This is a genomic window from Psychromicrobium xiongbiense (assembly GCF_030271165.1).
GTDB lineage: Bacteria > Actinomycetota > Actinomycetes > Actinomycetales > Micrococcaceae > Renibacterium > Renibacterium xiongbiense.
The window spans coordinates 98,634-125,629 of sequence record NZ_JASSZH010000014.1; the positions used below are offsets into that span (position 1 = coordinate 98,634).

At 65.2% G+C, this 26,996-nt stretch carries 24 protein-coding genes, 1 tRNA gene and 1 pseudogene; 14 read left to right on the forward strand and 12 right to left on the reverse strand.

Annotation, left to right across the window (positions count from 1 at the left end):
• Window positions 1-75: 75 nt before the first annotated feature.
• Window positions 76-1,380, forward strand: a complete 1,305-nt coding sequence (locus QQM37_RS05855; RefSeq protein WP_285725751.1) for a DUF445 domain-containing protein — start codon at window positions 76-78, stop codon at window positions 1,378-1,380.
• Window positions 1,381-1,392: 12 nt separating this feature from the next.
• Here QQM37_RS05855 and QQM37_RS05860 read toward each other — a convergent pair whose 3' ends face one another.
• The 5 genes from QQM37_RS05860 to QQM37_RS05880 all read right to left on the reverse strand — a co-directional run bounded on the left by QQM37_RS05860 (window position 1,393) and on the right by QQM37_RS05880 (window position 4,399).
• The gene (locus QQM37_RS05860) at window positions 1,393-1,842 is read right to left on the reverse strand and encodes a hypothetical protein (RefSeq protein WP_285725651.1); all 450 of its coding nucleotides are present in this window, start codon (window positions 1,840-1,842) and stop codon (window positions 1,393-1,395) included.
• Window positions 1,843-1,861: 19 nt separating this feature from the next.
• On the reverse strand, window positions 1,862-2,134 hold the full coding sequence (locus QQM37_RS05865) for a hypothetical protein (protein ID WP_285725652.1): 273 nt from the start codon (window positions 2,132-2,134) through the stop codon (window positions 1,862-1,864).
• A gap of 357 nt (window positions 2,135-2,491) precedes the next feature.
• On the reverse strand, window positions 2,492-3,259 hold the full coding sequence (locus QQM37_RS05870; RefSeq protein WP_285725653.1) for a hypothetical protein: 768 nt from the start codon (window positions 3,257-3,259) through the stop codon (window positions 2,492-2,494).
• A 56-nt stretch (window positions 3,260-3,315) separates the two neighbouring features.
• Window positions 3,316-3,744, reverse strand: a complete 429-nt coding sequence (locus QQM37_RS05875) for a hypothetical protein (RefSeq protein WP_285725654.1) — start codon at window positions 3,742-3,744, stop codon at window positions 3,316-3,318.
• A gap of 19 nt (window positions 3,745-3,763) precedes the next feature.
• On the reverse strand, window positions 3,764-4,399 hold the full coding sequence (locus QQM37_RS05880) for an alpha/beta hydrolase (RefSeq protein WP_285725656.1): 636 nt from the start codon (window positions 4,397-4,399) through the stop codon (window positions 3,764-3,766).
• Between the two features lie 467 nt (window positions 4,400-4,866).
• On the opposite strand from QQM37_RS05880, the gene QQM37_RS05885 reads away from it, so the two are divergent.
• The 6 genes from QQM37_RS05885 (at window position 4,867) to QQM37_RS05910 (ending at window position 11,595) form a co-directional block, all read left to right on the forward strand.
• A complete protein-coding gene (locus QQM37_RS05885; protein ID WP_285725657.1) occupies window positions 4,867-5,523 on the forward strand; it encodes a hypothetical protein in 657 nt (218 codons plus the stop codon).
• 171 nt (window positions 5,524-5,694) lie between these two features.
• Window positions 5,695-6,510, forward strand: a complete 816-nt coding sequence (locus QQM37_RS05890; protein WP_285725658.1) for a DeoR/GlpR family DNA-binding transcription regulator — start codon at window positions 5,695-5,697, stop codon at window positions 6,508-6,510.
• Complete coding sequence (locus tag QQM37_RS05895) at window positions 6,507-7,496, forward strand: 1-phosphofructokinase family hexose kinase (RefSeq protein WP_285725659.1); 990 nt, start codon at window positions 6,507-6,509, stop codon at window positions 7,494-7,496. Before QQM37_RS05890 ends, QQM37_RS05895 begins: the two co-directional genes overlap by 4 nt.
• Window positions 7,493-9,532: a PTS fructose transporter subunit IIABC gene (locus QQM37_RS05900; protein ID WP_285725660.1), complete on the forward strand. Its 2,040-nt coding sequence runs from the start codon at window positions 7,493-7,495 to the stop codon at window positions 9,530-9,532. Before QQM37_RS05895 ends, QQM37_RS05900 begins: the two co-directional genes overlap by 4 nt.
• A gap of 13 nt (window positions 9,533-9,545) precedes the next feature.
• Window positions 9,546-11,267, forward strand: coding sequence for a putative PEP-binding protein (locus tag QQM37_RS05905; RefSeq protein WP_285725661.1), 1,722 nt, complete (start codon window positions 9,546-9,548; stop codon window positions 11,265-11,267).
• A gap of 52 nt (window positions 11,268-11,319) precedes the next feature.
• Entirely contained in the window at window positions 11,320-11,595 is a 276-nt protein-coding gene (locus tag QQM37_RS05910) for an HPr family phosphocarrier protein (protein ID WP_285725662.1), read from the forward strand.
• Between the two features lie 134 nt (window positions 11,596-11,729).
• On the opposite strand, the pseudogene QQM37_RS05915 reads toward QQM37_RS05910, so the two are convergent.
• Window positions 11,730-11,918, reverse strand: a pseudogene (locus QQM37_RS05915) (GNAT family N-acetyltransferase); the annotation flags it as partial.
• Between the two features lie 282 nt (window positions 11,919-12,200).
• Between QQM37_RS05915 and QQM37_RS05920 the strand changes: the two are divergent.
• Window positions 12,201-13,757: an MFS transporter gene (locus QQM37_RS05920; protein WP_420030124.1), complete on the forward strand. Its 1,557-nt coding sequence runs from the start codon at window positions 12,201-12,203 to the stop codon at window positions 13,755-13,757.
• A 33-nt stretch (window positions 13,758-13,790) separates the two neighbouring features.
• Window positions 13,791-15,563 carry a glycoside hydrolase family 35 protein gene (locus QQM37_RS05925; protein ID WP_285725664.1) on the forward strand — a complete coding sequence of 591 codons (1,773 nt, stop codon included), beginning with the start codon at window positions 13,791-13,793 and terminating at the stop codon, window positions 15,561-15,563.
• Between the two features lie 101 nt (window positions 15,564-15,664).
• Here the strand turns inward: QQM37_RS05925 and QQM37_RS05930 are convergent, their stop codons facing one another.
• The 4 genes from QQM37_RS05930 to QQM37_RS05945 form a co-directional block, all read right to left on the reverse strand.
• A complete protein-coding gene (locus QQM37_RS05930; RefSeq protein WP_285725665.1) occupies window positions 15,665-15,853 on the reverse strand; it encodes a hypothetical protein in 189 nt (62 codons plus the stop codon).
• A gap of 157 nt (window positions 15,854-16,010) precedes the next feature.
• Window positions 16,011-16,313: a GNAT family N-acetyltransferase gene (locus QQM37_RS05935; protein WP_285725666.1), complete on the reverse strand. Its 303-nt coding sequence runs from the start codon at window positions 16,311-16,313 to the stop codon at window positions 16,011-16,013.
• Window positions 16,314-17,072: an SDR family NAD(P)-dependent oxidoreductase gene (locus QQM37_RS05940; protein WP_285725667.1), complete on the reverse strand. Its 759-nt coding sequence runs from the start codon at window positions 17,070-17,072 to the stop codon at window positions 16,314-16,316.
• A gap of 18 nt (window positions 17,073-17,090) precedes the next feature.
• On the reverse strand, window positions 17,091-18,086 hold the full coding sequence (locus QQM37_RS05945) for an NAD(P)H-quinone oxidoreductase (RefSeq protein ID WP_285725668.1): 996 nt from the start codon (window positions 18,084-18,086) through the stop codon (window positions 17,091-17,093).
• 65 nt (window positions 18,087-18,151) lie between these two features.
• On the opposite strand from QQM37_RS05945, the gene QQM37_RS05950 reads away from it, so the two are divergent.
• From QQM37_RS05950 to QQM37_RS05965, 4 genes are all read left to right on the forward strand, one after another.
• Window positions 18,152-18,239: transfer RNA gene (locus QQM37_RS05950), tRNA-Ser, on the forward strand.
• A 253-nt stretch (window positions 18,240-18,492) separates the two neighbouring features.
• Window positions 18,493-18,696, forward strand: a complete 204-nt coding sequence (locus QQM37_RS05955) for a hypothetical protein (RefSeq protein ID WP_285725669.1) — start codon at window positions 18,493-18,495, stop codon at window positions 18,694-18,696.
• A 116-nt stretch (window positions 18,697-18,812) separates the two neighbouring features.
• The gene (locus QQM37_RS05960) at window positions 18,813-19,574 is read left to right on the forward strand and encodes a response regulator transcription factor (protein WP_285725670.1); all 762 of its coding nucleotides are present in this window, start codon (window positions 18,813-18,815) and stop codon (window positions 19,572-19,574) included.
• A complete protein-coding gene (locus tag QQM37_RS05965; protein WP_285725671.1) occupies window positions 19,571-21,229 on the forward strand; it encodes a sensor histidine kinase in 1,659 nt (552 codons plus the stop codon). Before QQM37_RS05960 ends, QQM37_RS05965 begins: the two co-directional genes overlap by 4 nt.
• Here the strand turns inward: QQM37_RS05965 and QQM37_RS05970 are convergent.
• Complete coding sequence (locus QQM37_RS05970; protein WP_420030127.1) at window positions 21,173-23,365, reverse strand: RecQ family ATP-dependent DNA helicase; 2,193 nt, start codon at window positions 23,363-23,365, stop codon at window positions 21,173-21,175. The two genes, QQM37_RS05965 and QQM37_RS05970, sit on opposite strands and share 57 nt — an antisense overlap.
• 133 nt (window positions 23,366-23,498) lie before the next feature.
• On the opposite strand from QQM37_RS05970, the gene QQM37_RS05975 reads away from it, so the two are divergent.
• Window positions 23,499-24,929, forward strand: a complete 1,431-nt coding sequence (locus QQM37_RS05975) for a phosphomannomutase/phosphoglucomutase (protein WP_285725754.1) — start codon at window positions 23,499-23,501, stop codon at window positions 24,927-24,929.
• On the opposite strand, the gene QQM37_RS05980 is transcribed toward QQM37_RS05975, so the two are convergent.
• The gene (locus tag QQM37_RS05980; protein WP_285725755.1) at window positions 24,926-26,776 is read right to left on the reverse strand and encodes a phosphoenolpyruvate carboxykinase (GTP); all 1,851 of its coding nucleotides are present in this window, start codon (window positions 26,774-26,776) and stop codon (window positions 24,926-24,928) included. The genes QQM37_RS05975 and QQM37_RS05980 overlap by 4 nt on opposite strands.
• Between the last annotated feature and the right edge of the window lie 220 nt (window positions 26,777-26,996).

Consider the following 26,996-nt stretch of genomic DNA (forward strand, 5'->3'; position numbering starts at 1 on the left):
GCGAAGGGAGGCCTGGCCGGGACCAGAGGATACGTGCAGGCAAATGTCGGTGGGCAGTGAAAGAGTGGAACCATGATGTCCGCTGATCTGAGCCCTGCACCCCCGGCAAGCACGCGCCCAGTCAGCGCGGACGCAGCCAGCGGGGATGCGCTCAAACGGGCCGGGCTGCGTCGGATGAAAACCATCGCCCTGGCGCTGTTGGTGCTGGCCGCCATCGCCTTTGCCGTGTCGTTCGCCCTGCAAGCCAGGTACCCGTGGCTGAGTTACGTGCGTGCTGCCGCCGAGGGCGCCATGGTGGGCGCTCTGGCTGACTGGTTCGCCGTCACTGCGCTGTTCCGCCGTCCACTGGGCCTGCCGATTCCGCACACCGCAATCATTCCGCAGCGCAAGGATGCCATCGGGGCCAGCCTGGGCGACTTCGTGGAGAGTAACTTCCTCTCCGAAGACGTTATCCGGGAGAAGCTGTCCAGCCTCCGGATGAGCCACCGGTTGGGCCTCTGGCTGCTCAAACCCGGCTCCGCGGAGCGGCTCGCCAGCGAAGGCGCCACCGCGATTCGAGGCGCGATGGCGGTACTCAGGGACGATGACGTCCAGGCAGTCATCGAGTCCCTGGTCCGGCACTACGTCCTCGCCCCGCCGTGGGGGCCGCCCGTTGGCCGGCTGGCCGAGCAGATTTTCGCTGCCGGTCACCACCGCAAACTGGTGGATCTGCTGGTGGACCGGGCCTCTGACTGGGTGGACGCGAACCGCGCCACGGTGACCCGCGTGGTGTCCGACCGTTCGCCATCGTGGGTTCCCGGCTTTGTCGATGATCTGGTCGGCGACCGAATCTACGCCGAGGTGCGCGGGTTCGTCCGTGCCATTCAGGCCGATCCGCAGCACCAGGTGCGGCGGGCGCTCGATGAATATCTGAAGAAACTTGCCGATGATCTGCAGCATGATCCCGCGATGATCGCGCGGGCGGAGGGCATCAAGGAACAGGTGCTGGACTCCCCCAGGGTGCGCGAACTCGCCGGGAGCACCTGGGCCACCGTGAAGAATGCCCTGCTGACCGCGGTGGATGATCCTGACTCAGTGCTCCGGCAGAAGTTCGTGGCGATCATCCTGGATTTCGGGCACCGTCTGGCCGACGATGCCGAGCTGGCGGGAAAGGTGGACGGCTGGATCACCGAGACTGCGGCATACCTGGTCCGCACCTATCGGCACGACATCGCCTCGATCATCACGGACACGGTGGAGCGTTGGGACGCCCAGGAGGCTTCGCAGAAAATCGAGCTTCAGGTGGGCCGGGATCTGCAATATATCCGGATCAACGGCACGGTAGTCGGCGCCCTGGCCGGTCTGGCGATCTTTACGCTGGCCCAGCTGGTGTTGGGTTAGGCGGGCGAATGCTCAGGGCTTTCCGGCTAACTGCCCCTGGCTGGGGTTGATCACAAACTCACCGATCTTGGTGGTCCCGTCTGCCTCATAGACCGCAAGATGCTCAGTCTTTCCTGCATGTTTGGCCTGCCACGCCAGGGCCTCCGCGGGGGATTTGAAATGCAATTGCTGAGGGTCCCCGGAGGCTGCGTCCAACTCGGTCTTATAGACATAGCCGACGCGACCGTTACTTGCCTTGACCTGAATCAAATCTGGTTCTTCATTCGGAGCTGAGGCAGAAGCTGCAGAGCCATAGGTCTTCCCTGACTGGTTCTGTGCAAAGTGTGGCTTGACCTGCTGTTGACCAGCTACGGCATCAGACCGCCCTGAGGCGTTCGCCGCGGCAAATCCACCTGCACTCAGAAGCACCGCCAGCCCTACGGCTCCGATAATCAAACGAGCCTTGGTCGAAGAAATTTTCATCGTTCAGCCTCCTGTACCACTACGAACTTTGATCGGGAGTCCGGAACGTGTACCACGCATCATGGCCGCCGCCGTTCCAGCCATAGACCACACCCCAGCTATACCAAGTGCCGTAGGCATCAATTGAAATGTCTGCACTCCAGTACTGATTCGGGCCGATGTCGTATGAGTTGTAGGTTGTTGCACCTTCGGTGGTCAGAGACCCACCAGCATCGAATATCTGTGCCCTCTGCGCCACATAACCTGCACCCACAGTCTGAGAAGTGGGGCCATTGTTGGTGAATGCATACACGTGTCCAGTGGACGTCTACAGGCCCACGTAGTCGTTATAGTCAATTCCACCTGCGCTGCAGTACCCAACTGCCCTAGTCGTACTTCCCGCCTGAGCCACCCCAGCACTAGCCATCAGCGACAGCGCTGCCAGGCTCACTGCGACCAGCCCTAGACGAGTCACCCGTCTAGGAGTCACGCCAACACTCCTAAAGAATCTGAAAGGATCATTCTTGACACCTCCAGCAAAATTTAAGTATGTATCAGCCAAGCTAGTCCTAAGAATGGATAGGCACAAGAGATAGTCTGACATCGAGAGACTGATAGCTCGTCAGCCATCGATACCTGCGCATCATCTTCTACCTCTCAACAAGAGAATTTAGGTCAGCCCCTCCGGCACCCCGGGAGCCTCCAGGACAATCGGCGCCTCACCGAAGGCCAGTCTGGTGGCCTTCACGACAGACCGGCCCATCAGGTAATTGGCACCGGCCCCGATCACCGCGCCCACGCCGAAGGGCAACAATCGTCCCAGCGCTGCGCCACCCTGCTCAACAGCGAAGCGGCGAATGAACCTGCGTTGCACCTGAGAGACCACCAGCTTCACCGCACTCGCCGGCACCTTCCGCCCCCAGGATTTGCCCAGTGCATTGCCCCAGGCCGTCATCGGGGTCCCTGCTCCCGTCATCGCGCGCCCGGCAAGGGACTGCATCAGCACCGCGCCCTCCTCGCCGAGCATGATCGCCATCACGGCGGCGCGGGCCCGGTCCGGATCATCAAGGTGAGCCCCGTGGAGCTCAGCCATGGACAGGGCGTAGAGGGCCGTCGCCTCCAGGAACACCAACGTGGTCGCTGCAGAAACACCCAGAGAGGCCACGGTACCCAGGCCAGGAATCACGGCCACCGCACCAATCGCCGCACCCGTGCCACTGACCGCGCTGAGGTAGTCCCGGTCCAGAGTTCGGGCCACGCGTGCCACAGAAACGTCCGGACGCTTCTGCAGCCGTCGCAGATTGGCCCGGACCAGAGGGCGCTGGCTCTCAATGGCCCGCTCGAGCAGACCGTTCAGAAAAGGTTGCGGCATCCCCTGGGGTGTGATGGCAGCATCCGTGGCGATCTTCAGAGCTTGATTCGTCAATGGTCGGGCCATGGGTATCGCTCCTCTACTCGGTTTCCGAACCTTGAGTGGGTCTCCAGCGGCTGGGATCAGTGCCTGGCCACCAGACTGCCCACAAGAGACAGCGTAGCGATCAATAGGCCCACGGCTGCCAGAATCCAGGTCCAGTACTTCACCGGAATGAAAAACAGCGAGGACCGCGGCGTGTAGAAAGCCAGCTGACCGGTCGCGGGGTCAACAGCCTGAACCACATGGAACGTCACCGTCTGCCCGTGCTCGTTGGCATAAGGCTGCGCCAGTGGCTGACGGAACAGCACCGGCTTGGGTGGGTCCATCCTGGGCAGCAGATAGCTGGCGAAGAGCCAGTTGATCACGGCACCGAGAACCAGCCCGAGGCCGGCCCAGATGCCGGAGTGCGAGGGCTGACGATCCACCAGAGAAAAGACGGTCATCATGATCAGCGCCCCGACGCCTGCACACAACACCACAAAAATGCCCCACCGAGACCAGACAATCATGGCTGTACTTTAGCAGTTTCTACATACTTGAGCGGAACGGTAAACGCATGCTCAGGAAGGCGCTGGCATCCATCAGTTCAGCAGCGCCCATCCCGTGCCCCATGCCCGGATACTCTTCCCTCTGCAGAGCCGTATTAGCCTCCAGCCACTCCCGGGTGAATGACACGGCATCGGGGTGAATCACCAGGTCTGCCCGATCCCGGCCCCAGAAAAATGGGGTACGGCTGGCCAGCGGCTCGGTCGCGGCCAGCAGCGGGTTGGCCAGCACAAAACCATTCAGGCCGACGACGGCGGCAAAGCGGTCCTGACGCAGCCTCAGCAGGGTGCTGGCCATCGCCATGCCCTGCGAGTGACCCAGCAGGCTGGTGGTTGCGAAACCGTAGCGGGCCTGGGCGGCGTCCAGCCAACTCAGCACGGAAGTGGCCGCGGCCACCACCTGAGCGAAGTCGTTGTTCAGGAAGTAATCCAGCAGGAACCAGCCGTAGGAATCGTCCATCTCGAAGCTCCCCCGGAGCGCCACACAGGTCATCATGGGCGGCATCGCGCTGAAGTGCCGGGACATGGCCGTCTCATCCGCACCGTAACCGTGCAGCATGACCAGCAGGTCGGTGCCCGTGCGTTCCGCTTCGGGCCGGGACCAGATCGCAGTAAGCATGCCAATAGCCTAAGGGTTCCGCCACCAGGTCCCGCTTCACGAGCCTTTGTGCCGGGACCGGGTGGCGGCTCCCACCTGAGCACGCTGTGAACCGGGACCTGGTGACAGGTCAACACCCGCAGGCCAGGAGTGTCTTCCTCCCCACGCCGCCAACTTGGGGGCATTCCCCACAAGATGCTGCCAGGCTGCCCCTGGCCGCACTCCACCACACTCAGGGGTAGTTAACTCACGGCCTGACTGATCTTCTGAACGTTCTTGCCCGGCACGGCGGCGTCGCTCGATGGCGCACGCTGATTGACGAGGGGATTCCTGCACCCTCCATCAGAACTGCCGTTCGCACCGGGACCATTCGCCGCTATGGCTACGGAATCTACGGCCTGCCAGACGCTGGTGTCCACCAGCTCGCCATCGCCCGCTCTCGCGCAGCCCCAGCCTGTCTGAGCGCGGCCGCCACCCGCGGAATGTGGGTGCTACAGACTCCGGACCGGCCACATCTTGCCGCCAACCACGGTTATCGCGAGGCCTGCCTGGAGGCGCTCCTGCGCAGCCCCATCCGGTGGCATCGAGCCCGATTACCGCTGACCGACCTCGACGTCGTCCTCCAGGTTCTGCACTGTGCTTCAGTGCTGGAGGCACTCGTCGTCCTCTGTTCTGTGGTTCGCTTCGGGCAGGTGAGAGTACCTCAGGTGCGCGAGCAACTCACGGGCCGCAACCACACAAAGGCGCGGCAGGTACTGGCTCGGCTGGATGTCCACTCTGAATCCGCACTGGAGGTGGTGTCCCGTTTTCATCTCGAGGAAGCCAGTTATCAGGTGGCATCCCAGGTCTATATTCCAGGCCTGGGACGCGCAGACCAGCTGGTGGACGGCGTGCTGGCCATCGAGTTGATGGGCAAGGCCTACCACCTGTCCTCCGAGGCATTCACCGAGGACCTCCGTCGGTTCAACCAGTACACAGTCTCCGGGATTCCGGTTCTCCGGGTCGGGTATGCGCTGGTAGTTCACCACCCCATGGAATTCATCGCACTGGTTCACCGCGCTCTGCAGCATACCCGGCCACCAGGTCCCGCTTCATGGGCCCGTGAACCGGGATCTGGTGGCAGATCCCGGCGGAATGCCCCGTGAACCGGGACCTGGTGGCGGATCAGAGAACCCCCGGCACGCCAAACCACAGAATTTCACAGATATCTTCTTGACAATCAAAGATAAACACAGATAAAGTCATGGAAATCCACATACCTGTGATGTGGATCATAATGATGACCAGGGATTGCCGATCATCATCAAGGAGGATGAGTGTTCGCGCACGAACGTCAGGAACGCATTGCCGCGCTGACGGCCCGCCAGGGCCAGGTGAGCGTCCAGGAGCTTGCCCAGTTGCTGGACGTCACCCAGGAAACGGTGCGCCGCGATCTGGACCAGCTGGAAAGCGCCGGAGTGCTGCGGCGGGTGCATGGTGGCGCTATTTCGCCCGAGCGACTCAGCCTGGCCGAGCCCAGCCTCGATGAACGGCAGAGCCGCAATCTCGAGCAGAAGAACCGCATCGCTGAGGCTGCACTGGCCTACATCCCGGCCAGCGACTCGACCGATACCGCCGCGACGGCATCCTCCGTTTCGGTCATTCTGGACGCCGGCACCACCACGGAACTTCTCGCCGCCCGCCTCGCCGCCCCGTCCTTCACGCTGCACCGGGCGAGCCTGCTCGCCATCACCAATGCGCTGCCCATCGCCTACCGACTGAGCAGCAATCCGGCCTGGTCCGTGGAGATTCTGGGCGGCCGAATCCGGGGGCTGACCAGTGCCGCCGTCGGCTCCAGTGTCACCCACCAACTCTCCGGGCTCCGGCCAGACATTGCGTACATCGGCGCGAATGGCATTCATGCAGAGTTCGGTCTGAGCACCCCCGACTCCCTCGAAGCGGCCGTCAAAACCGCCATGGTGACGTCCGCCCGGCGGGTCGTCGCCCTGGTGGACTCCTCCAAGCTGGATCAGGAAACCCTGGTCCGCTTTGCCAGCCTGGACCAGATCGACGTCCTGATCACGGACCAGACACCCGGACCTTCCCTGACCGCCGCCCTCAAAGAAACCGGAGTAGACGTGGTGATCGCATGATTGTGACCGTTACCCCCAACCCCAGCCTGGACCGCACCATTGAGCTCGATGCCGAGCTTCGCCGCGGAGCCGTGCAGCGCGCCGTCGGTGCCCAGCAGGAGGCGGGCGGCAAAGGCGTAAACGTCTCCCGGGCGCTGGTTGCCTCCGAGGTGGACACCCTGGCCCTGCTGCCGGGTTCTGATCAGGATGCCGTCATCGTCGCCCTCCGTGGCAGCGGCATCCCGCATCAGACCTTGCCACTGGACGCCCCGCTGCGTTCCAATGTCACGGTGACCGAGCCCGATGGCACCACCACGAAAATCAACGAACCCGGCCCCACTTTCAGCGCTGCAGAGCGCGATGGGCTGTTGCAGCTCTGCGTGGACAAGGCCAGGGGTGCCTCCTGGCTGGTCCTGGCCGGCTCGCTGCCACCCGGCATCGAACCCGATTTCTACGCCACGGTGATCCGCGCCGTCCGGCAGGCCTGGGGTGCCGATGCTCCCCGGATCGCCGTCGACTCCTCCGGGATTCCACTGCGTGAGGCGGTCACTGCCGGCCCGGATCTGCTCAAGCCCAATGCGGAAGAGCTGGCCGAACTGACCGGCTCCAGCGCAGACCTCGAGGCAGACCCCGCCCTGGCCGCACAGACCGCGCGCGGACTGATCGACGATGGCGTCGGCGCAGCACTGGTCACCCTCGGCGCACACGGCGCCCTCCTGGTGACCGGTGAGGGGAGCTGGCTCGCCCAGGGGCCGCCGATCATTGCCCGCAGCACCGTCGGGGCCGGGGATTCCGCCCTTGCCGGCTACCTCTACGCACACACTCAGGGCGAAGTACCCCTGGACTGCCTGGCCCAGGCCGTCGCCCACGGGGCGGCTGCCACTCAGCTGCCCGGCTCCACCGTTCCGACGCTGGAGCAGACCGCACCACAGAGCATCACCGTCACACCCCTCCCTTCCACCCCGCTCGCCACGGCGGCGACCGACTCCCTGAAAGAACTCTCATGAGCCAACTCATCACACCCCAGCTGGTCAGTCTCGACACAGCAGTCGGGAGTACGCCGGAAGAAGTGATTCGCACGCTGGCCGCGCGCATCACGGACGCCGGACGCGCCACCGCTGCCGAGGACCTCTTCGCCGATGCCTGGGCACGCGAGCAGAAAACGGCCACCGGTGTTCCCGGCGGCATCGCCATCCCGCATTGCCGTTCCGCCGCAGTCCTGGAGCCGACCTTCGCCATGGCCCGGCTGCCCGAATCCGCGACGGTGGATTTTGGGGCCAAGGACCGCCCGGCCGATCTGGTCTTCTTCATCGCCGCCCCGGCAGGCGCCGACCAGGCACACCTGAAGCTGCTCTCCGCCCTGGCCCGCGCCCTGGTCCGCAAGGACTTCACCGCGGCCCTGCGCGCAGCCAGCACCGAGCAGGAGGTGGTTGACCTGGTCCTGGCGGCCGTCAACCCGGCTCCGGCAGCCCCTGCTCCGGCCGCTGACGCCGCGCCCGCCGCGGCAGGAGTCCGCAAGCTGGTTGCCGTGACCGCCTGCCCCACCGGCATCGCGCACACCTATATGGCCGCTGACTCGCTGCTCGCTGCCGCCAAGGAGGCAGGCATCGAGCTGCAGGTGGAGACTCAGGGCTCCGGGGCCGTGACCCCGCTGGACCCGGCTGTGATCCGCGATGCCGAAGCGGTGATCTTCGCCGTCGACGTCGATGTGCGGAACAAAGGACGATTCGCCGGGAAACCGGTGATCAACGCGCCCGTGAAGCGTGGCATCGAAGAACCGGAGCAGTTGCTCAGCGAAGCTCTTGCCGCCACCGAGGATCCCAACGCTCCTCGGGTGAGCGCCGGATCCGAGGGCGCCTCTGAATCCGCCGTGGCGAATGAGCACCTGGGCCAGAAGATCAAGAAGGTCCTGCTCACCGGCGTCAGCTACATGATTCCCTTCGTGGCCGGTGGAGGTCTGCTGATCGCCCTCGGCTTCCTGCTGGCCGGCTACGACATCGCGCTCGGCACCAAGGCCAATGACATCCTGGCGCAGAACACGCTGTTCAACCTGCCGGATGGCAATCTGGCGTTGTACCTGGGTGCTGTGGCCTTCAAGATCGGTGGCCTTTCCATGGGCTTCCTGGTCCCGGCGCTGGCAGGTTACATCGCCTTCGGCATCGCGGACCGGCCCGGCATTGCCCCCGGGTTCACCGCCGGCGCGGTGGCATCCTTCATGGGCGCCGGCTTCCTCGGTGGTCTGGTGGGCGGTCTGCTGGCTGGTCTGGCCGCCTACTGGATCGGTTCCTGGCAGGTCCCGCGGTGGTTGCGTGGTCTGATGCCGGTGGTGATCATCCCGCTGCTCGGCTCGATCATCGCATCCGGACTGATGTTCCTGGTGCTGGGTGGCCCGATCGCCGCTCTGTCCAATGCGCTCAGTGCCTGGCTCTCCGGGATGACCGGAGCCTCCGCGATCCTGCTGGGCATCATCCTCGGCCTGATGATGTGCTTCGACCTCGGTGGCCCGGTCAACAAGGTGGCCTACGCCTTCGCCGTTGCGGGTCTGGGTGCGGGAACGATGGCCAACCAGGCACCGTGGCAGATCATGGCCGCCGTCATGGCAGCAGGCATGGTTCCGCCGCTCGCGATGGCACTGGCGACCAGTCTGCGTCCGAAGTCCTTCACCGCCGTCGAACGCGAAAACGGCAAGGCAGCCTGGCTACTCGGCGCCTCCTTCATCTCCGAGGGTGCCATCCCGTTTGCCGCTGCCGACCCGCTCCGGGTGATCCCGGCATCGATGCTCGGTGGTGCGCTCACCGGTGCACTCTGCATGGCCTTCAACGTCACGTCCAAGGCCCCGCACGGTGGCATCTTCGTCTTCTTCGCCATCGGTAATGTGCTGATGTTCGTCCTCGCAATCCTGGCCGGCATGGTGGTCAGCGCCTTCGCTCTGCTGGCGCTCAAGCGCTGGGCCGTTCGTCGGTCCTCAGACGATGACCCATCCGCGATCGGCGCCGACGCAGATGGCACGACGACGGCTGAGGCTGCTAGCGTGAGCGCCTGAGGAGGAGTCACAGATGACCGAGGAAACAACGCTGTACCAGGGGGTTGGTGTCAACCCCGGCCGGGTGGTGGGGACCGTGCTCCGGATGCCTCCGCCCATCGCTGAACCGCCTGTCGGCGAGCCGCTACCTGCCGGTACCTCTGCGGAGGATGCCGCCACAGCCCTCAAAGCCGCCGCAGCGGAGGTGCAGACCAGCCTGCGGGAACGTGCCGCCTGGGCCGCTGCCAACGGCAAGGCTGACGCCCAGGCCGTGTTGGAGGCCACAGCGCTGATGGCCACCGACCCCATGCTGCTCAAGTCGGCTGTGAAGAAGCTCGATGCCGGGCTCTCAGCAGAGCGTGCACTGTGGGAGGCTGCCGAGGGAGTAGCCACCATGTTGCACAATCTGGGCGGCTATATGGCAGAGCGCACCCACGACGTCTACGACGTGCGAGCCCGGATCGTGGCAGCGTTGCGCGGTGTCACTGCTCCTGGCATCCCGGACTCTCCCCAGCCCTACGTGCTGGTGGCCGAGGACCTCGCGCCCGCTGACACTGCGACGCTCGACCCGGCGCTGGTCCTCGCACTGGTCACCTCCGGTGGCGGCCCCCAGTCGCATACGGCGATCATTGCCCGCTCTCTGGGCCTGCCCGCCGTGGTGGCCGCCGCCGGTGTCACCGACGTGGAGAACGGCACGGAGGTCTACGTCGATGGCGCGGCCGGGCTGCTCCGTACTCAGCCGAACCCGGGCGATCACGAGGCTGCAGCCCTGTGGCACGAGCGGGCCGCGAGCCTGTCGCAGTTCGAAGGGCCTGGAGTTCTGGCTGACGGCACGGTGCTGCCCTTGCTGGCCAATGTGGGCAATGCCGCTCAGGCGCGCGATGCCGCTGCGGCAGGGGCCGAGGGCGTGGGCCTGTTCCGCACCGAGTTCCTGTTCCTGGAGCGGGATTCCGAGCCCTCCGTGGAGGAGCAGGTTGAGGCGTACTACGGCGTCTTCGCAGCTTTCCCGGGCAAGAAGGTCGTGGTGCGCACCCTGGACGCAGGTGCTGATAAGCCCCTGCCGTTCCTGACCAATTCGGAGGAGCCGAACCCGGCTCTGGGCGTCCGCGGTTACCGGACCGATCTGACCTCGCCCGGAGTACTGGAACGCCAGCTCTCCGCGATTACCACGGCCGCCGGGCGAGCACAGGCAGACGTCTGGGTCATGGCCCCGATGATCTCGATCGCCTCCGAGGCCGCCATGTTCGCCAAACTCTGTCGGGAAGCTGGTCTCCGGACCCCAGGGGTCATGATTGAGGTTCCTGCCGCTGCGCTGAGCGCGCGGAGCATGCTGCACCGGGTGGACTTCGCCAGCCTGGGGACCAATGATCTGACCCAGTACACGATGGCGGCGGACCGCCAGCTCGGCCCGCTCGCCGAGCTCAACGATCCCTGGCAGCCGGCGGTTCTGGCCCTGATTGCGGCCAGCACGGCGGGGGCCGCCAAGGCGAGCGCCGAGCTGGGCAGCAACCGCCCGGTGGGCGTCTGTGGTGAGGCCGCCGCGAACCCGGCACTCGCCGTCGTGCTGGCCGGTCTGGGCGTCAACAGCCTCTCGATGACCGCCCGGGCGCTGCCTGCCGTGGCCGCCGTTCTGGCCACTGTAACGCTGCCGCGCGCACAGGAGATCGCCGCCCTGGCTCTGGCGGCAGAAAGCGCTGCCGAGGCCCGGGAAGTTGCCCGCGCCGAGCTGCCCATCCTGGACGAACTCGGCCTCTGAAGCCCCTTCACCACGTCATTCATCCCCACTCATCCAGCACTGAGGAGAACCCATGTCAGAACGTATTGCCACCGTTGCCAGCCGCGTCGGTCTGCACGCCCGTCCCGCAGCGATCTTCGCTGAGGCCGCAGCAGAACTTCCGGTCGAGGTGACCATCGCCCCGGAGGGGACGCCCGCGGAGGAAGCACTCGATGCCTCCTCGATCCTTTCGCTGATGGGCCTCGGTGCCGCACACGGTGACCGTGTGGTGCTCCGGGCCGAGGGCGCCGGTGCCGATGAGGCTCTGGACACCCTGGTCAAGATCCTCGAAACGGACCACGACGCCTGAGCCAGCACGTTTTCGCGAATGTGTTTTCGCGAACCACAACGGAAAAAGCACCTGCGATTGCGGGTGCTTTTTCCGTTGTGGTTCGCATTGTGGGTGATAGTCCCTCGATAGCGCCCCGCTCCCGGGCGAAGTCCGCAGGCTTGAGCCGCTTCCGTGGCATAGCCCTGCCCCTGGAGATCAGCCCGCACATGGTACCCCACCTCGACCTCGCGCACGCCGTCCACCTCCTGCCAGGTCAGCCCGCAATCCCCGATGAATTCGCCATCGAGCGTCTCTATGATCCAGAGGCCAAAGCCGTCGGCGGCGTAGCTGCGGGTGTTCCACAGGGTGGCCGGAGGGCGCACTGTGGAGAGTGGGCTCAAAGGATGTCATGCGTCCAAGCCCAGTGCCCGAAGGCCTCGTTTTATAACGATCAGATAACGACGCTACAGGCACTGGGACTGCTGGGATGTAGCCATCACAGGTTGCTCAAAGCAAGCGATTCAACCACTGATTTTTCCCGGGCCGAACGTCAGCAATGACTAAAGTTGAAGGCCTGCCCGGGGCCTCCCCGATGCAGTACGGCTCAGAGTCGCAAGCAAATGACCTCCCCAGGAGATGCCCAAATGCCCACAGACAACAGCACGATGCCACCGCTCGTTCAAGCGGGGCATGCCACTAAATCCCGGCGCCTTCCCCGGTTAAAAAAGCGGCGCCTGTCGGTCGATCACGTCAACGTGGTGGACAAGCCCATGCTCAGAAAAGCACTCGGCGGCACCATCGTCGGAAACACCATGGAATGGTATGACGTCGGCGTGTTCGGCTACCTGATCACCACGATGGGTCCGGTCTTTCTGCCTGAGGCGGACAACACCGTACGGAACCTGTTCCTGCTGGGCACCTTCGCCGCCACGTTCTTCGCCCGACCGCTCGGCGGGGTGTTCTTCGGCTGGCTCGGAGACAAGATCGGACGGCAGAAGGTCCTTGCCGCCACACTGATTCTGATGGCGGCCTCCACCTTCGTCCTCGGCCTGATCCCGGGGTATGCCACCATCGGCATCTGGGGCTGCATCATGCTGGTGCTGGTCAAACTCATCCAGGGCTTCTCCACGGGCGGTGAGTACGCCGGTGCCACCACCTTCGTCAGCGAATACGCCTCGGACAAACGCCGCGGCTTCTTCGCCAGCTTCCTGGACATGGGCAGCTACCTGGGCTTCGCCATCGGCGCCGCCCTGGTCTCTGCGCTGCAACTGACCGTAGGCCAGGCCGCCATGGAGGACTGGGGCTGGCGCATCCCGTTCCTGGTCGCCGGGCCACTGGGTGCCGTCGCCATCTACTTCCGGCTCAAAATTGAGGAATCTCCCCAGTTCCAGGCCACTCTGGACGCCCATGAGGCCGCCACTGAAGAGAACACCGACGATGCCGCCAAGAGCCCGGTGGGTCTGGTCAAGGCCTTCTGGCGCCAGATCGTGCTGGCCATCATTCTGGTCGCCGCCGCCAACACCGTCGGCTACGCGCTGACCACCTATATGCCCACCTACCTGACCACGGCAAAGGGCTACGACGAACTGCACGGAACACTCCTGACCATCCCGGTACTGGTGATCATGAGCCTGTGCATTCCACTGACCGGCCGGCTCTCGGACCGGATCGGCCGCCGCCCCGTCCTGTGGATCGGCGCCATCTCCACCATCGTGCTGGCCATCCCGGCCTTCCTGCTGATCGGCATCGGCGAGATCTGGTCCACGGTGCTTGGCCTGGCGCTCATCGCCTTTCCGGTCACCTTTTACGTGGCCAATCTGGCGTCCGCGCTGCCTGCACTGTTCCCCACGTCCAGCCGCTACGGAGGGATGGGCATCGCCTACAACTTTGCGGTGGCAATTTTTGGCGGCACCGCACCGTTCATCATCGAGAGTCTGCTCAAGCTGACACACAACGACATGATGCCCGCGTATTACCTGATGGCGACTTCCCTGGCGGGCGGCGTGGCCATCTTCTTCCTGCAGGAATCAGCGCAGCGCCCGCTCCCGGGGTCGATGCCGAGTGTGGACACAGTGGAGGAGGCGCGCGAGTTGGTGGCCACTCAGGATGACAACCCGCATCTGGACCTCGACGACATGCCCTTCGATGAGACCTTCGAGCCCGCCACTCCGGGCGACGGCATGCCGGTGGTGCATCGTTGAATCGGGAGCCCGGTAAGCCGGTAGCATCGTGCCATGCCTGAATCCACTCCCGCGCTCAGCTATGCCGATGGGCGGCTTCTCCGTCACGGAACCGAGCACCGGCTCCTCGGTGGCGCCATCCACTACTTCCGCGTTCATCCCAGCCAGTGGGCGGACCGGCTAGACCGGCTCGTCGCACTGGGCGCGAACACGCTGGACACCTATGTGGCGTGGAACTTCCACCAGCTGCGCAAGGCCCAGGAGCCGGATTTCCGCGGCTGGCGGGACGTGGTGCGTTTCATCGAGATGGCCGGTGAACGGGGGCTGGACGTCATGGTGCGTCCCGGGCCCTACATCTGTGCTGAATGGGACAACGGCGGCTTCCCCGCCTGGCTTACCTCGATGCCGGGGGTGGAGTTGCGTAGCACGAATGAGCATTACCAAGCCGCCGTGGAACGCTGGCTTGATGTGCTGTTGCCCCGGCTGACGTCTCTGCAGGCCTCCCAGGGCGGCCCAATCGTGGCCTTCCAGGCGGAGAACGAATACGGCAGCTATGGCGACGATCCGGAATACGTCGTCTGGAGCCGGGAAGTGCTTCTGGAGCGCGGAGTCACCGAGTTGGTTTTCAGCGCCGATGGCGCCAACGACTTCTACCTCGACGGCGGCTCGATCGAGAGCATGCTGGCCACCGGGACGCTGGGCAGTGGCGGCACCGAGGCCCTAGCGACCTGGCGTCGCCGTCGGCCAGGCGAGCCCTTCATCGCCGCAGAATTCTGGAACGGCTGGTTTGACCACTGGGGCGAGGAGCACCACACCCGCAACCCGGAAGAAGCGGCCTCCTCCGTCGCGGAGATCATCGATGGCGGCGGCTCGGTCTGCCTCTACATGGCCCACGGCGGGACAAACTTCGGCCTGAGCGCCGGGGCCAATCATGACCGCGTCCTCCAGCCGACGGTGACCAGCTATGACTCGGATGCTCCGATTGCGGAGGACGGGACGCTGACCCCAAAGTTCCATGCGATTCGCGAAGTGTTTGGCCGGGTACGGGAGCTGCCCGAGATTCCTGAGGCGCTGCTCGCACCGCAGGCAGTCCTTCCCGCGCAGAGTCTGCCGGTGGTCCCCGGCGTGAGCTTGCTGGAGTTCCTGCGGAGCCTTCCGGTGGCGGCCAATCACCGCACCCCGCTCAGCTTTGAGGAACTGGACTGTCCGCGCGGTGCAGTGCTCTACCGTGCCCGGCCGATCCTCCCGGCGGGCGAATTCACTCTGCGTATTGCCGGGCTGCATGACCGGGCCACGATCTTCGTCAATGGCACCCGCGTGGGGGTCTTCGAAGCCGAGGTGCATGAACCGCTGACGCTGACCGGCACCGGTGAGCGGGCCACCGTGGAGATTCTGGTGGAAAACCTGGGCCGGATCAACTACGGCCACCTGCTGGGCCAGGCCAAGGGCATTCTGGGTGGCCTGCTGATCAACCAGCGGATGACTTTTGACTGGGATCACGCCGTACTGCCATTGGAGGAATTCACCGCCGCTCAGCTGGCACAGTATGCCGCACCCTCGGGCCGGATCGACGGAGCACCCGGGTTCTTCTCCACGGAGCTCCAGGTGGAGACCCCCGCGGATACGCATCTGACCCTGCCAGGCTTCGGCAAGAGCTACGTCTGGCTCAACGGCGTGCTGTTGGGCTGCTCCTGGGAGCGCGGGCCGCAGCACAGCCTGTACGTGCCCTCCGGCTTGCTCACTGCCGGAACCACTACGGTGACGATCCTGGAGCTGGAGCACGCCGGGGAGTCGGTGGAGCTCCTGGCTGCAGCCGATCTGGGCTGACGGGGTCACCGAACGCCGCTGATAACGCACGATGGCGAGCCACCTGCTCAGGGGTGGCTCGCCATCGTGCCTCACGGCTTCTGTACGGATACTGGCAGCTGTTACCAGCGAACCTTCTTTTCACGCTTGCCTTGCTTGCCACTGGCCTGCACGGCCTTGGGCCCAGCGGCAACGCCTGGCGCGCCGCGCTGGGCAGCCTGAGCTTTCTTGCGTTCGAGCGACTCGCGCAGCTCGGCGGACAGCTTGGACGCGGAATGAGCGGATTGTTCTGTGCTGGGTTTTTCGGTCATGGATGCTCCTTCAGAAGGGAGGCTCGCGAATGCCGCTCCGATAGCCGGAGGGGTCTCAACGCAGAATGGAAAACTCTGGAACGAGCCTGATGGACAGGTGGCTTAGGCCAGCCGATGTACCCGGGAAGGCCCGGGGATTACAGTGTCTCCATGCCGTTCAGCCTAGCAGGTCAACAGAATCACTGAACTCGGGGTGCTTCTGCAGCCAGGCGGCGATGAAGGGGCAGTAAGGCACCAGGCGCAGCCCACGGTCGATGCCGTCCTGCACCGCGTAGGCGGCTAACTTACCGGCGAGGCCCTGGCCGGTGAAGCCGGCCAAGGTCTCAGTATGGATAAATTCCAGGCGGTCTCCGTGCTCCCGGTACGCGACGATAACGGCGAGCACGCCATCCAGCAGCAACTCGTAGCGCCTGGCCTGCGCATTGCGTCGGATCACCTCGGTCATCTCAACCTCTGGCACTCAGCGTCCTCGCTTCCCGGCTGCACTGCTGAGACGGTCAGGGACCCACCGGGACATGAATACCAGCGCCTTGTAGCGCCTGGAGGGGATGCTCACGGCCTTACCTGCCCGGGCATCCGCCAAAGCCTCCCGCACCACCTGATCCGGGGTGAGCCACATCCATCCGGGGATACCCTCGGTGGAGGCACCGAGCCGGGAATGGAATTCGGTGTGCACAAAGCCGGGGCAGACCGCAGTGACGCTCACTCCACGGGGTCCGTAGTGGACATTGGCCCAGCGGCTGACGCTGATCAGCCAGGCTTTGGCTGCGCCGTAGGTACCTCGCGGAATGAAACCCGCCACGCTGGCCACATTGATGATCCGGCCATGCCCACGGCGGAGCATCCCGGGAAGTGCTGCATGCATCAGGCGTAGCGGGGTCTCGGTGTGAATCCGGAGGTGCTCCACCTCCATCTCCACCGGGTTCTCATCCAGAGCATTTTTGAGCCCGAATCCGGCGTTGTTGACCAGCAGCGAAACCGGGTGCTGCTCACTGGCCAATCGGGCGGCAACCAGGGCGGCGCCATCGTCCGTGGTCAGATCCGCACTCAGCGTCTCCACGTCGATGCCGAACTCCTCCCGCAGCCGGGCGGCTTTCGTGTCGAGCCGATCCGTGTTACGCGCCACAAGGATCAGCGGAATCCGCGCACTGGCCAGCTGTTGGGCGAATTCAGCGCCGAGGCCCGCGGTGGCCCCGGTCACCAGAGCACGTTCAGTCATGGCACCATGGTGTCACGATTAGTCCGGCCGAGCGCTCATGGTGAGCATCACCTTGCCGCGGTGCTGGCCCGAATCGAAGTATTCGTGGGCGGCCTGCACCTCGTCGAGCGGAAAGGTCCGGTCGATCATTGGCCGGATCGCCCCGCTGCTGACCAGCGGCCAGACCTCTGAGACCAGGCGCGCCATGATCTGCGACTTCTCCTCCACAGGCCGGGCGCGGAGCGTGGTGCCGATGATCGAGGCCCGTTTACCCATCAGCGTGGCCAGATTCAGCTCCGCGGTGGAGCCACCCTGCAGGGCGATCACGACCAGTCTGCCGCCGAGTGCCAGCGCCTCCAGATTGCGCTCCAGGTAGGCTCCGCCGACGACGTCGAGGATCACATTGGCCCCGCCGCGCAACTGAGAGGCAAGCACAAAGTCCTCACTGCGGTAGTCGATCGCCTCATTGGCACCGAGCGCCAGAGCATCCCGGCACTTCTCCGGACCCGATGCCGTAGCCAGCACCGTCGCGCCCATAGCTTTACCGAACTGGATGGCGAAGGAACCGATGCCGCCCGTGGCACCGTGCACCAACAGCGTCTCCCCCGCGCGGAGCCGGGCCGCCATCACCAGGTTCGCATAAACGGTGGCAGCCACTTCCGGCAGTCCGGCTGCTTCCACCAGGTCAATGCCCTCAGGGAGCGGTACCACCTGCCCGGCAGGAACGGCGACCTTCTCGGCATACCCGCCACCGGCCAGCAGCGCGAGGACCGGCTGGCCCACCGTGAACCCGTGGGCCCGCAGAACCTCCGGCGCAGTCGCCGCGCTGATCCGGCCGGACACCTCCAGGCCGGGGTACCCGGGGGCACCGGGTGGTGGAGGGTAATAGCCGCGCCGTTGCTGGACGTCAGCCCGGTTCAGGCCCGCCGCCACGACGTCGATCAGCACCTCCCCCGGCCCGGGAACTGGATCCGGAACCTCGGCCAGGACCAGGGCTTCCGGGCCTCCGGGCTGGGGAATCGTGACAGCGCGCATGGCTACTCCTCGGGTGGACGCGGTGTTTTGTTCCATGGTGCCACGCCGTGAAAGACTGGGAGCCTGGAAGGTTGTCCGAGCGGCCGAAGGAGCTAGTCTTGAAAACTAGTAGGCGGTAACCCCGTCTCATGGGTTCAAATCCCATACCTTCCGCGTGTGAAGCCCCGGGACATCGTTCACTCGATGTCCCGGGGCTTGGTGTTTCTAGCCGTATTTTTGGCGCGATTCTCTGGAGCGGGATGGTAGTTCAGCGTTTGGTGGGCGTTCCCACGCGTGTTTTCACCCTCACGATGCCGAACTGGCATCCCCCCGCTTTCCGACGCAGGCGAGAGTAAAATGGAGGAATGGGTTGAGGGTGGCCAGCCGCGTCATGGCACCGACCATCCACGGGCACAGGGGGTCCAGCATGAACCACGCAACGCATGACCTTCTCCGGCAGACCGAAGGCCTCGGCCTCGGATACCGCTTCTTCTGGCGCGTCCAGTACACGATGCTCAATGTTTTCGGCCCGCCGGATGACGGCACGACGGGTGGCCCTCGCGGCCAGCTACTCCGCGAGCGCGCTGAACGGGTGGAAAACATCCGCGCACGGAAGGCCCACCACTTCTAGGCCGCCACTTCTAGGCTCGGCCTTCCAACCTCGGCCTCTGTACCAGCTCTGCTACAGACTGCCCGGATCGGCACCTGAGCGGAGTTGCACCACGTGTGATCGGCTAGCGTATGGTCATGCCCGGGATTCCTCCGGGCGATCAATCCACCGCCAGCGAAGGGCCGGAACTCGTGGCAAGGTTGCTGCTCATTGAGGACAATCCCGAGATCAACCATGCCTTCCAACTGGCCCTGAGCCAGCGCGGTCACCAGGTGGACGGACGGTATCTGGGCGGGGAAACCGTGACCGAGGTCAACGGGCCGCACCCGCCCGAGCTGATCGTCCTGGACCTCATGCTTCCGGACCTCGACGGCCTGGAGGTCTGCCGCCGCATCCGCACCACCAGCACCGTGCCGATCATCATGATGACGGCGCGCGGCGATGACGTCGACGTCGTCCTCGGGCTGGAGGCCGGAGCCGACGACTATGTGGTGAAACCGGTGGAACCTGCCATTCTGGACGCACGGATCCGCGCGGTGTTGCGGCGCGGGACTCCCCCGGAAACGTCCGATGCCGCCCCCGCGGACGTGCTGGTCAACGGCAGCCTGCAGATTGACCGCAAGGCTCTGACCGTCAGCAGAAACGGCGTGCCGGTGGCTCTCTCTCCGACGGAAATCAGGCTCCTGCTGGAACTCTCCAGCAATATCGGCGTGGTACAGAGCAGAGAACAATTGCTGCGGTCCGTCTGGGGCACCGAGTACCTGCTGGAGTCACGGATGGTGGACGCCTCGATCCAGCGCCTGCGGGCCAAGATCGAGGACGATCTGGCGCATCCCCGGCACATCTCCACGGTGCGCGGCTTCGGCTACCGCTTTGACCGGATCCCCGACGGTTCATGACGTTCCTGCGCAGTGCCGTCGGAAGCCTCGGTTTCCGCCTGGCCGTCGGCTTCGCACTGGTAGCCGCCATCGCCGCCGGTGGCACCGGGGCCGTGGTCGCCGCCTCCGCCCGGACCAATATTTATGAGGCGGAGCAGAACCGGGTGCTGAGCGTTTTCAGCGGCATGGTGGAGTCCATGCCCAACGTCATCTCTGCGCCCGACGGGTATCCCGCCCAGGCATCGGCTGCCGCGAACCATGCGGCAGACTACGTGGGCGCCTTCCTGCAACCGAAGCTGAAGGGAACCAGCTCATACAACCTGCCCGCCATCGGATACTGGCGCGGCAATCTCCCGGAACAGATGATGCCCGCGGACTTTCCACGGATCGGCGCGGAATCCGGGATGAGTCCCGTTCCGCAGTATCTGCGCACCCAGTGCAACGGCACACCCTGCTTCGCGATGGCTCAGGCCAAATACATTGCGGTCCAAGGGGTTCCGCTTCCCGAGTCCGTGCGTCCGGCCAGTATGCAGGGTGGCGTCATCGTGGTGTTCTACTCCCTGGCCTATCTGGGTGCCCAGGAGCAGCAGGTCAACGCGCTCACCCAGACCGCCCTCTGGCTGACGTTACTCGTTGGTCTCAGCGCTGCGCTACTGGGAATTGGCCTCTCCCGCCAGTTGATCAAACCGGTGCACCGGCTCCGGGCCGCCGTGGAGGAGTTCGGTGACACGGGAGAGCCCATCACGCTCAAACCCACCGGCATGAGCGAACTGGGCGGCGTGATTCGCAGTTTCAACCGGACCACGGACCGGCTGCATGGCACGCTCCAGGATCTGAGCGCTTCCGAGCAGCGCGCCCGCCGCTTTGTGGCGGACGTCTCCCATGAACTACGCACCCCCACCGCCGCCATGGTGGCCGCCGCCGATGTCCTGGAGAGTTCCTTGCGCACTCGCCAGCCTAATGCCCCGGCCTCCGCAACGCAGGCCTCCACCATGCAGGCCGAACTCAGCGATCAGCAGGCCCAGGCCACCCGGCTGACCATCGCTGCGGCCCGGAGGCTGGCCTCCCTCACCGAGGATCTGCTGGAAATTTCCCGGTTCGATGCCGGCCAGGTGACGGTGGACCAGCGCGACTTCGACCTGGGTGAGCGACTGCACCTGCTGGCGGAAGAGCGTGGCTGGACCTCGCCCGAAAAGGGCACGTCCACAGGCGCAGCATTCGCGATCGACGCTGCACCGGGCCTGCGCATGGTCACCGATCCCCGGCGACTGGACTCCGTGTTGGCAAACCTGGTCAGCAACGCGCTCAACCACGGCAAGCCACCCGTGTGGCTGGTCGCCGGCCGCTCCGGTGACCGGGTACAGATCGACGTCATCAATCACGGACCGGGCATCGCGCCAGAGGATCAGGCGAAACTCTTCGATCGATTCTTCGTCTCCGATCAGTCCCGCAGCAAGGGTGGCACCGGGTTGGGTCTGTCCCTGGCCGCGGAGAACATCAAGCTGCTCCAGGGCACCCTGAGCGTCAACAGCACCCCCGAACGAACCATCTTCACTGTCACGCTCCCGGCACTGCCCACTCTGCTCACCGGGCCCGCTCTGCCACCCGCGATGCCGGACTCAGCCCTCCAGAGCGAGAGCGAATGGGAGGACCTCGGCAGCGCCGGCCCGGCGTAGCAACTGCGCCGCCACGGTCATCGTCCAGCCGCTGTCCACCCGATCGTCCACCAACAACACCGGGCCCGGCGTGCGTTCCAGGCCCTGCCGGACCTCCTCCGGCAGCCGGAACGTGCCATGCACCTGAAGAAGACGCTGCGCGCTGTTGCCGCGCGGCGATTGTCTCGCTCCCTGGTCAACCGGCCCCAGCGCACCCAGATACGGCAGCCGGCCGATCCGGGCGATGCTCTGCGCCAGATCCTGGATCAGCCCGGGGCGGCTCCGGGATCCCATGGAAACCACGGCCACCGGCCGCTGCGCCCAGTCCCACTCCTTGAGGACCTCCACGATGCCGTCCAGCATGCCAGCGGGCAGAGGCTGGTCCGGAGCATCGGCCGCCAGTAGTTCACGCAGACGGTTACCCCAGCCCAGATCGGTCAGGCGGCCCAGCGCCCGCCCCGTCGCGACTGCCTCTGTGATCTTTCCGCTGAGCGGGACCCCCAGAGCGGGCATTCCGGTGGGCCAGAGCTTCCGCGGCGCAATCTCGACGCCAGCCTTCGCCAGGGCTGCGCGGGCCGCCTGGGTTCCCTCCGCAGAGCTGACGGCGGAATACTTCGGCCCGGCACACCGGTCACAGCGCCCGCAGCGCACCGGCTCCGGAGAGTTCAGGACCAGCGGATCATCGAGTTGCTCGCGCAGGAACGTCATCCGGCATTCATTCGTCGACTGATACTCCAGCATGGCCTGTTGCTCCGCAATCCGCTCGGCGGCGACCCGCCGGTAGCGTTCGGCATCGTAGGTCCAGGGCTGACCGGTCGTCTCCCAGCCGCCCTGGACCTTGCGAACCGCACCATCGACGTCGAGCACCTTGAGCATGGTCTCCAGGCGGGTGCGCCGCAGGTCAACCCTGGCCTCCAGGGCTGCCGTGGAGAGCGGCTTCCCCGCCTCGGCGAGCGCATCCAGCGTCTGGCGGACCTGTTCTTCCGGCGGGAAGGCGAGCGAGGCGAAGTACTGCCAGATCGCCTGGTCCTCCGCCCCGGGAAGCAGCAGGACTTCGGCATGATCCACACCACGACCCGCGCGGCCCACCTGCTGGTAGTACGCGATCGGTGAGGGTGGGGCGCCAAGGTGGATGACGAAGCCCAGATCCGGCTTGTCGAAGCCCATGCCGAGCGCCGAGGTGGCCACCAGTGCCTTGATCCGGTTGGCCAGCAGGTCCTGCTCCGCCTCGCGGCGCTCCGCGTCTTCGGTGCGACCAGAATAGGCGGCAACAGCGAAGCCGCGTTCCCGAAGGAAGGCCGCGACCTCATCCGCCGCAGCCACCGTGAGCGTGTAAATGATGCCCGAGCCAGGGAGGTTCGCCAGCTGATCCGCCAGGAATGCCAGACGCTCGGCCGGGCTGGGCAGCTTCACCACATGAAGTGCCAGGCTCTCCCGGTCCAGCGGCCCGCGCAGCACCAGCGTCTGGCTGTCGCTTCCAGGGCCGGCTCCGACGGGGGGTGCGTCGAGCTGCTCCGCAATATCCGCCACCACTCGCGCATTGGCGGTGGCCGTCGTCGCCAGCACGGGAACCCCGGCGGGCAGCTCTGCGAGTAAGGAGCGAATCCGGCGATAATCCGCCCTGAAATCATGCCCCCAGTCGGAGATGCAGTGCGCCTCATCGATCACCAGCAGGCCCGTCCTGCGAATCAGCGCGGGCAGCGACTCCTCACGGAAACGGGGATTGTTCAGCCGCTCCGGGGAGACCAGCAGGACGTCCAGTTCATCAGCAGCCAACGCCTCCTGCACCTGCGCCCATTCTGTGGGGTTCGCCGAATTGATCGTGGCCGCGCGTACCCCTGCCCGCGCGGCAGCCGCCACCTGATCCCTCATCAGGGCCAGCAGCGGCGAAATGATCACCGTTGGCCCCGCACCGCGCGCCCGCAGCAGCAACGAGGAGATGAAGTACACCGCCGATTTCCCCCAGCCGGTGCGCTGAACCACCAGGGCTCTGCGACGGTGATCGACCAGAGCCTCAATCGCCTCGAACTGCCCGTCGTGAAACCGCGCCTCCGGGTTGCCGATCAATGCTGCCAGCACCCTCTGCGCTTCCTGGAGCGTCGACGCCGGCTGTGCAGCGGTATCGACGGCAAAGACGGCGCCTGTTTCGGTGTCTATTTCAAAGGCCGTGCGGTTCGGGAGAGTCACCGGTCCAGTTTGTCACCCGGTACCGACAAGTCACCGAGCAGCATGCCCAGGGGCCGGACTCGAAGAGCCTGCCCGGAGAATGTCTGCCCGCTCCGGTAAGCTCATGGGCGTGACGAGCGAATCTACTGTGGACAACTCCCTCCTGGATCTCACGGCCTCCTTCAAGGCCTACGACGTGCGCGGCATCGTCGGTGAGAGCATCACGGTGCCGATGGTGGAAGCCATTGGCGCGGCCTTCGTCGAGGTAGTGGGGCTGCGCGGTGAGACCATTCTGGTGGGCGGAGACATGCGGCCCTCCTCCCCCGATTTCTGCCAGGCCTTCGCCGTCGGCGCCACCAAGCGCGGTGCCTCGGTGAAACTGCTGGACCTCATCTCCACCGACGAGCTCTACTTCGCCTCCGGCCGGTTCAACGCCGCTGGAGCCATGTTCACTGCAAGTCACAACCCGGCCGCGTACAACGGCATCAAAATGACCCGCCCGGGAGCTGTGCCGCTTTCCTCCGAGTCGGGGCTCAACGAGATCCGCGACCTCACCCGTCGCTACCTGGATGAAGGCATCCCGGTGGTGGAGGAGCTGGGGCAGGTCGGCGTCAAGGACGTGCTCAAGGACTACGCCGAATACCTGCGCGCCCTGGTGGACCTCTCTGGTTCACGCCCGCTGAAAGTAGTGGTCGATGCCGGTAATGGCATGGCCGGGCTCACCACCCCCGCCGTGCTGGGCGATCAGCTGCTCCCGGCGCTGCCGCTCGACATCGTGCCCATGTATTTTGAGCTGGACGGCACCTTCCCGAACCATGAGGCCAATCCACTGGAACCGGCCAACCTGGTGGATCTGCAGGCCGCCGTGGTGGCCCACGGAGCGGACATCGGCCTGGCCTTTGACGGCGATGCCGACCGCTGCTTTGTGATCGATGAAAAGGGCGATCCGGTCTCCCCCTCCGCTGTCACCGCGCTCGTGGCCCGCCGGGAGATCGCCCGCGCGCAGGCTGCCGGTGAGGAGCGGCCCACCGTGATCCATAATCTGATCACCTCCCGCGCCGTCCCCGAGCTGATTGCGGCCGATGGCGGACGCCCGGTCCGGACGCGAGTGGGGCATTCGTTCATCAAAGCGGTCATGGCGGAAGAAGGCGCCGTCTTTGGCGGCGAACACTCCGCGCACTACTACTTCCGCGACTTCTTCAACGCGGACACCGGCATGCTCGCCGCCATGCACGTGCTGGCAGCGCTCGGAGAGCAGCCGTTGCCGCTCTCCGAGCTCGGTGCCGAGTACGAACCCTATGTCGCCTCCGGGGAGATCAACTCCACGGTGGAGGACAAGGCCGGGGCCATTGCCCGGGTCCGCGCGGAATACGACCGCCCCGGCGTGACCGTCGATGAGCTGGATGGCACCACCTTCACGGCAGACTCCGGTGAATGGTGGTTCAATCTGCGCCCCTCCAACACGGAGCCGTACCTCCGGTTCAACGGAGAGGCCCAGGATGCCGCCACGCTGGCCGAAGTGCGTGACGCGGTCCTGGCCATCGTCCGCGCTTAGAGAGTCCGCACCTCCGGTTGCACCCCGGCAGTCAGCCGTTCCCGGAGCGCCCGCAGCTCAGCCCGGAGCTCCTCCGGCAGGGAGTCACCGAACCGGGCGTACCAGCTGGCGATACTCTCCACCTCCTCGGCCCACTCCGTGGCATCAAAGCGCAGAGCGGCGGCAAGATCTTCTGCAGGCAATTCCAGCCCCTCCAGATCCAGCGAGCCCTCAGCGGGGACAAAGCCGATCGGTGTCTCCAGCGCCTCCGCCGTCCCTTCGAGCCGCTGCATGGCCCATTGGAGCACCCGTGAATTCTCACCGAATCCCGGCCAGGCGAAACCGCCCGCGGGGGTGCGGCGGAACCAGTTCACCAGGAAGATCGCCGGCAGCTGTGCCTGAGCTACATCCTTGCTGCTGCTCAGATCAATCCAGTGCCGGAGGTAGTCTCCCGCGTCGTAGCCGATGAAAGGCAGCATCGCCATGGGGTCGCGCCGCACCACCCCGACCTGACCTGCGGCCGCCGCTGTGGTCTCCGAGGAGAGCGTGGAGCCCATGAAGATGCCGTGCGACCAGTCCCGCGCCTGGGTCACCAATGGGATGGTCGTCTTGCGGCGCCCTCCGAAGAAAATCGCGGAGATCGGCACTCCCTGCGGGTCGAAGTATTCCGGAGCGAGCATATCGATCTGATCGATGGGCGTACAGAAGCGGGAGTTCGGATGCGCGGCCGGTGTGCCTGAATCCGGCGTCCAGGAACGCCCCTGCCAGTCGGTCAGATGCTCCGGAACCTGCTCGGTCATGCCCTCCCACCAGACTCCACCCTCGTCGGTCAGCGCCACATTCGTGAAGATCGAGTTCCCCCGCGAAATGGCACGCATCGCATTGGGATTGGTCCCCCATCCCGTCCCCGGAGCTACTCCGAAGAGCCCCGCTTCCGGGTTAATCGCGCGGAGCTGGCCGGCGGCATCGAACGTCATCCAGGTGATGTCGTCCCCCAGCGTCTCCACCTTCCAGCCGGGAATGGTGGGTTCCAGCAGAGCCAGGTTGGTTTTACCGCAGGCCGAAGGGAAAGCAGCTGCCACGTAGTGGGTTTTCTGCTCGGGTGAGGTCAGCTTGAGGATGAGCATATGCTCGGCCAACCAGCCCTCGTCGCGCGCCATGACCGAGGCGATGCGTAGGGCGTAGCACTTCTTGCCCAGCAAGGCGTTACCGCCGTAGCCGGAGCCGTAGGAGAAAATCTCTCGGGACTCTGGGAAGTGAACAATCCATTTCTCGTCGTTGCAGGGCCAGGACACATCCACCTGCTCCGGCGCGAGGGGCGCCCCGAGGGAGTGCAGTGCCGGAACGAAGAAGGCCTCCAGCTCCTCCATTCGGCGCAGGACGTCAGTCCCGATCCGGGCCATGATTCGCATGGACACCACGACGTAGGCGGAGTCAGTGATCTCGACGCCGAACTTGGGGCTGTCCGCCTCGAGATGACCCATCACGAAGGGGATGACGTAGAGCGTGCGTCCACGCATTGAGCCCGCGAACAGGTCGTGAAGCTTGTCCCGCATGTCCCCGGGCGGCATCCAGTTGTTGGTGAATCCGGCATCCTGTTCCTTCTCGGAACAGATGAAGGTCCGCTCCTCGACGCGCGCCACGTCCCGGGGGTCCGAAAAAGCGGCGAAGGAGTTCGGAAAGAGCTCCGGATTGAGTGCGGTGAGAGTGCCCGCCTGAACCAGTTCCCTCGTGAGGCGATCGTTCTCCTCGCGGGAACCATCCACCCAATAGACCGATGCCGGCTCCGTCAGCTCCACGATCTCATCCACCCAGTCCGCGAGGCTGCGGTGGGTGGTAGGTGACTGTACTGCGGCAGAGAGGCCCATGGTGTTCCCTTCAGTGAGGCAGGTGATGGGACTCAGCGTAGGAGCGGGAAGTTTTGACACGTTTTCAGCCAAAGCCGGTCATCTTGCGGCATATCCAGGCGGAGCCCCCGGTATCCCGGAGAAGTAGGAGGGGAAAGCATTTTCATTCTGTGATCAAGGTCACATAGACCGGTCTAGGTGATGGCGGTCGCTTTTCCGTTGGACGAAGCGTCCGGATGCG

Bases quoted from the DNA above. Each gene is read 5' to 3' on its own strand.
- QQM37_RS05855 (WP_285725751.1), top strand. From the start codon at position 76: ATGTCCGCTGATCTGAGCCCTGCACCCCCGGCAAGCACGCGCCCAGTC.
- QQM37_RS05860 (WP_285725651.1), bottom strand. From the start codon at position 1,842: ATGAAAATTTCTTCGACCAAGGCTCGTTTGATTATCGGAGCCGTAGGG.
- QQM37_RS05870 (WP_285725653.1), bottom strand. From the start codon at position 3,259: ATGGCCCGACCATTGACGAATCAAGCTCTGAAGATCGCCACGGATGCT.
- QQM37_RS05875 (WP_285725654.1), bottom strand. From the start codon at position 3,744: ATGATTGTCTGGTCTCGGTGGGGCATTTTTGTGGTGTTGTGTGCAGGC.
- QQM37_RS05880 (WP_285725656.1), bottom strand. From the start codon at position 4,399: ATGCTTACTGCGATCTGGTCCCGGCCCGAAGCGGAACGCACGGGCACC.
- QQM37_RS05895 (WP_285725659.1), top strand. From the start codon at position 6,507: ATGATTGTGACCGTTACCCCCAACCCCAGCCTGGACCGCACCATTGAG.
- QQM37_RS05900 (WP_285725660.1), top strand. From the start codon at position 7,493: ATGAGCCAACTCATCACACCCCAGCTGGTCAGTCTCGACACAGCAGTC.
- QQM37_RS05905 (WP_285725661.1), top strand. From the start codon at position 9,546: ATGACCGAGGAAACAACGCTGTACCAGGGGGTTGGTGTCAACCCCGGC.
- QQM37_RS05910 (WP_285725662.1), top strand. From the start codon at position 11,320: ATGTCAGAACGTATTGCCACCGTTGCCAGCCGCGTCGGTCTGCACGCC.
- QQM37_RS05920 (WP_420030124.1), top strand. From the start codon at position 12,201: ATGCCCACAGACAACAGCACGATGCCACCGCTCGTTCAAGCGGGGCAT.
- QQM37_RS05925 (WP_285725664.1), top strand. From the start codon at position 13,791: ATGCCTGAATCCACTCCCGCGCTCAGCTATGCCGATGGGCGGCTTCTC.
- QQM37_RS05930 (WP_285725665.1), bottom strand. From the start codon at position 15,853: ATGACCGAAAAACCCAGCACAGAACAATCCGCTCATTCCGCGTCCAAG.
- QQM37_RS05940 (WP_285725667.1), bottom strand. From the start codon at position 17,072: ATGACTGAACGTGCTCTGGTGACCGGGGCCACCGCGGGCCTCGGCGCT.
- QQM37_RS05945 (WP_285725668.1), bottom strand. From the start codon at position 18,086: ATGCGCGCTGTCACGATTCCCCAGCCCGGAGGCCCGGAAGCCCTGGTC.
- QQM37_RS05955 (WP_285725669.1), top strand. From the start codon at position 18,493: ATGAACCACGCAACGCATGACCTTCTCCGGCAGACCGAAGGCCTCGGC.
- QQM37_RS05960 (WP_285725670.1), top strand. From the start codon at position 18,813: ATGCCCGGGATTCCTCCGGGCGATCAATCCACCGCCAGCGAAGGGCCG.
- QQM37_RS05965 (WP_285725671.1), top strand. From the start codon at position 19,571: ATGACGTTCCTGCGCAGTGCCGTCGGAAGCCTCGGTTTCCGCCTGGCC.
- QQM37_RS05975 (WP_285725754.1), top strand. From the start codon at position 23,499: ATGGGCGTGACGAGCGAATCTACTGTGGACAACTCCCTCCTGGATCTC.
- QQM37_RS05980 (WP_285725755.1), bottom strand. From the start codon at position 26,776: ATGGGCCTCTCTGCCGCAGTACAGTCACCTACCACCCACCGCAGCCTC.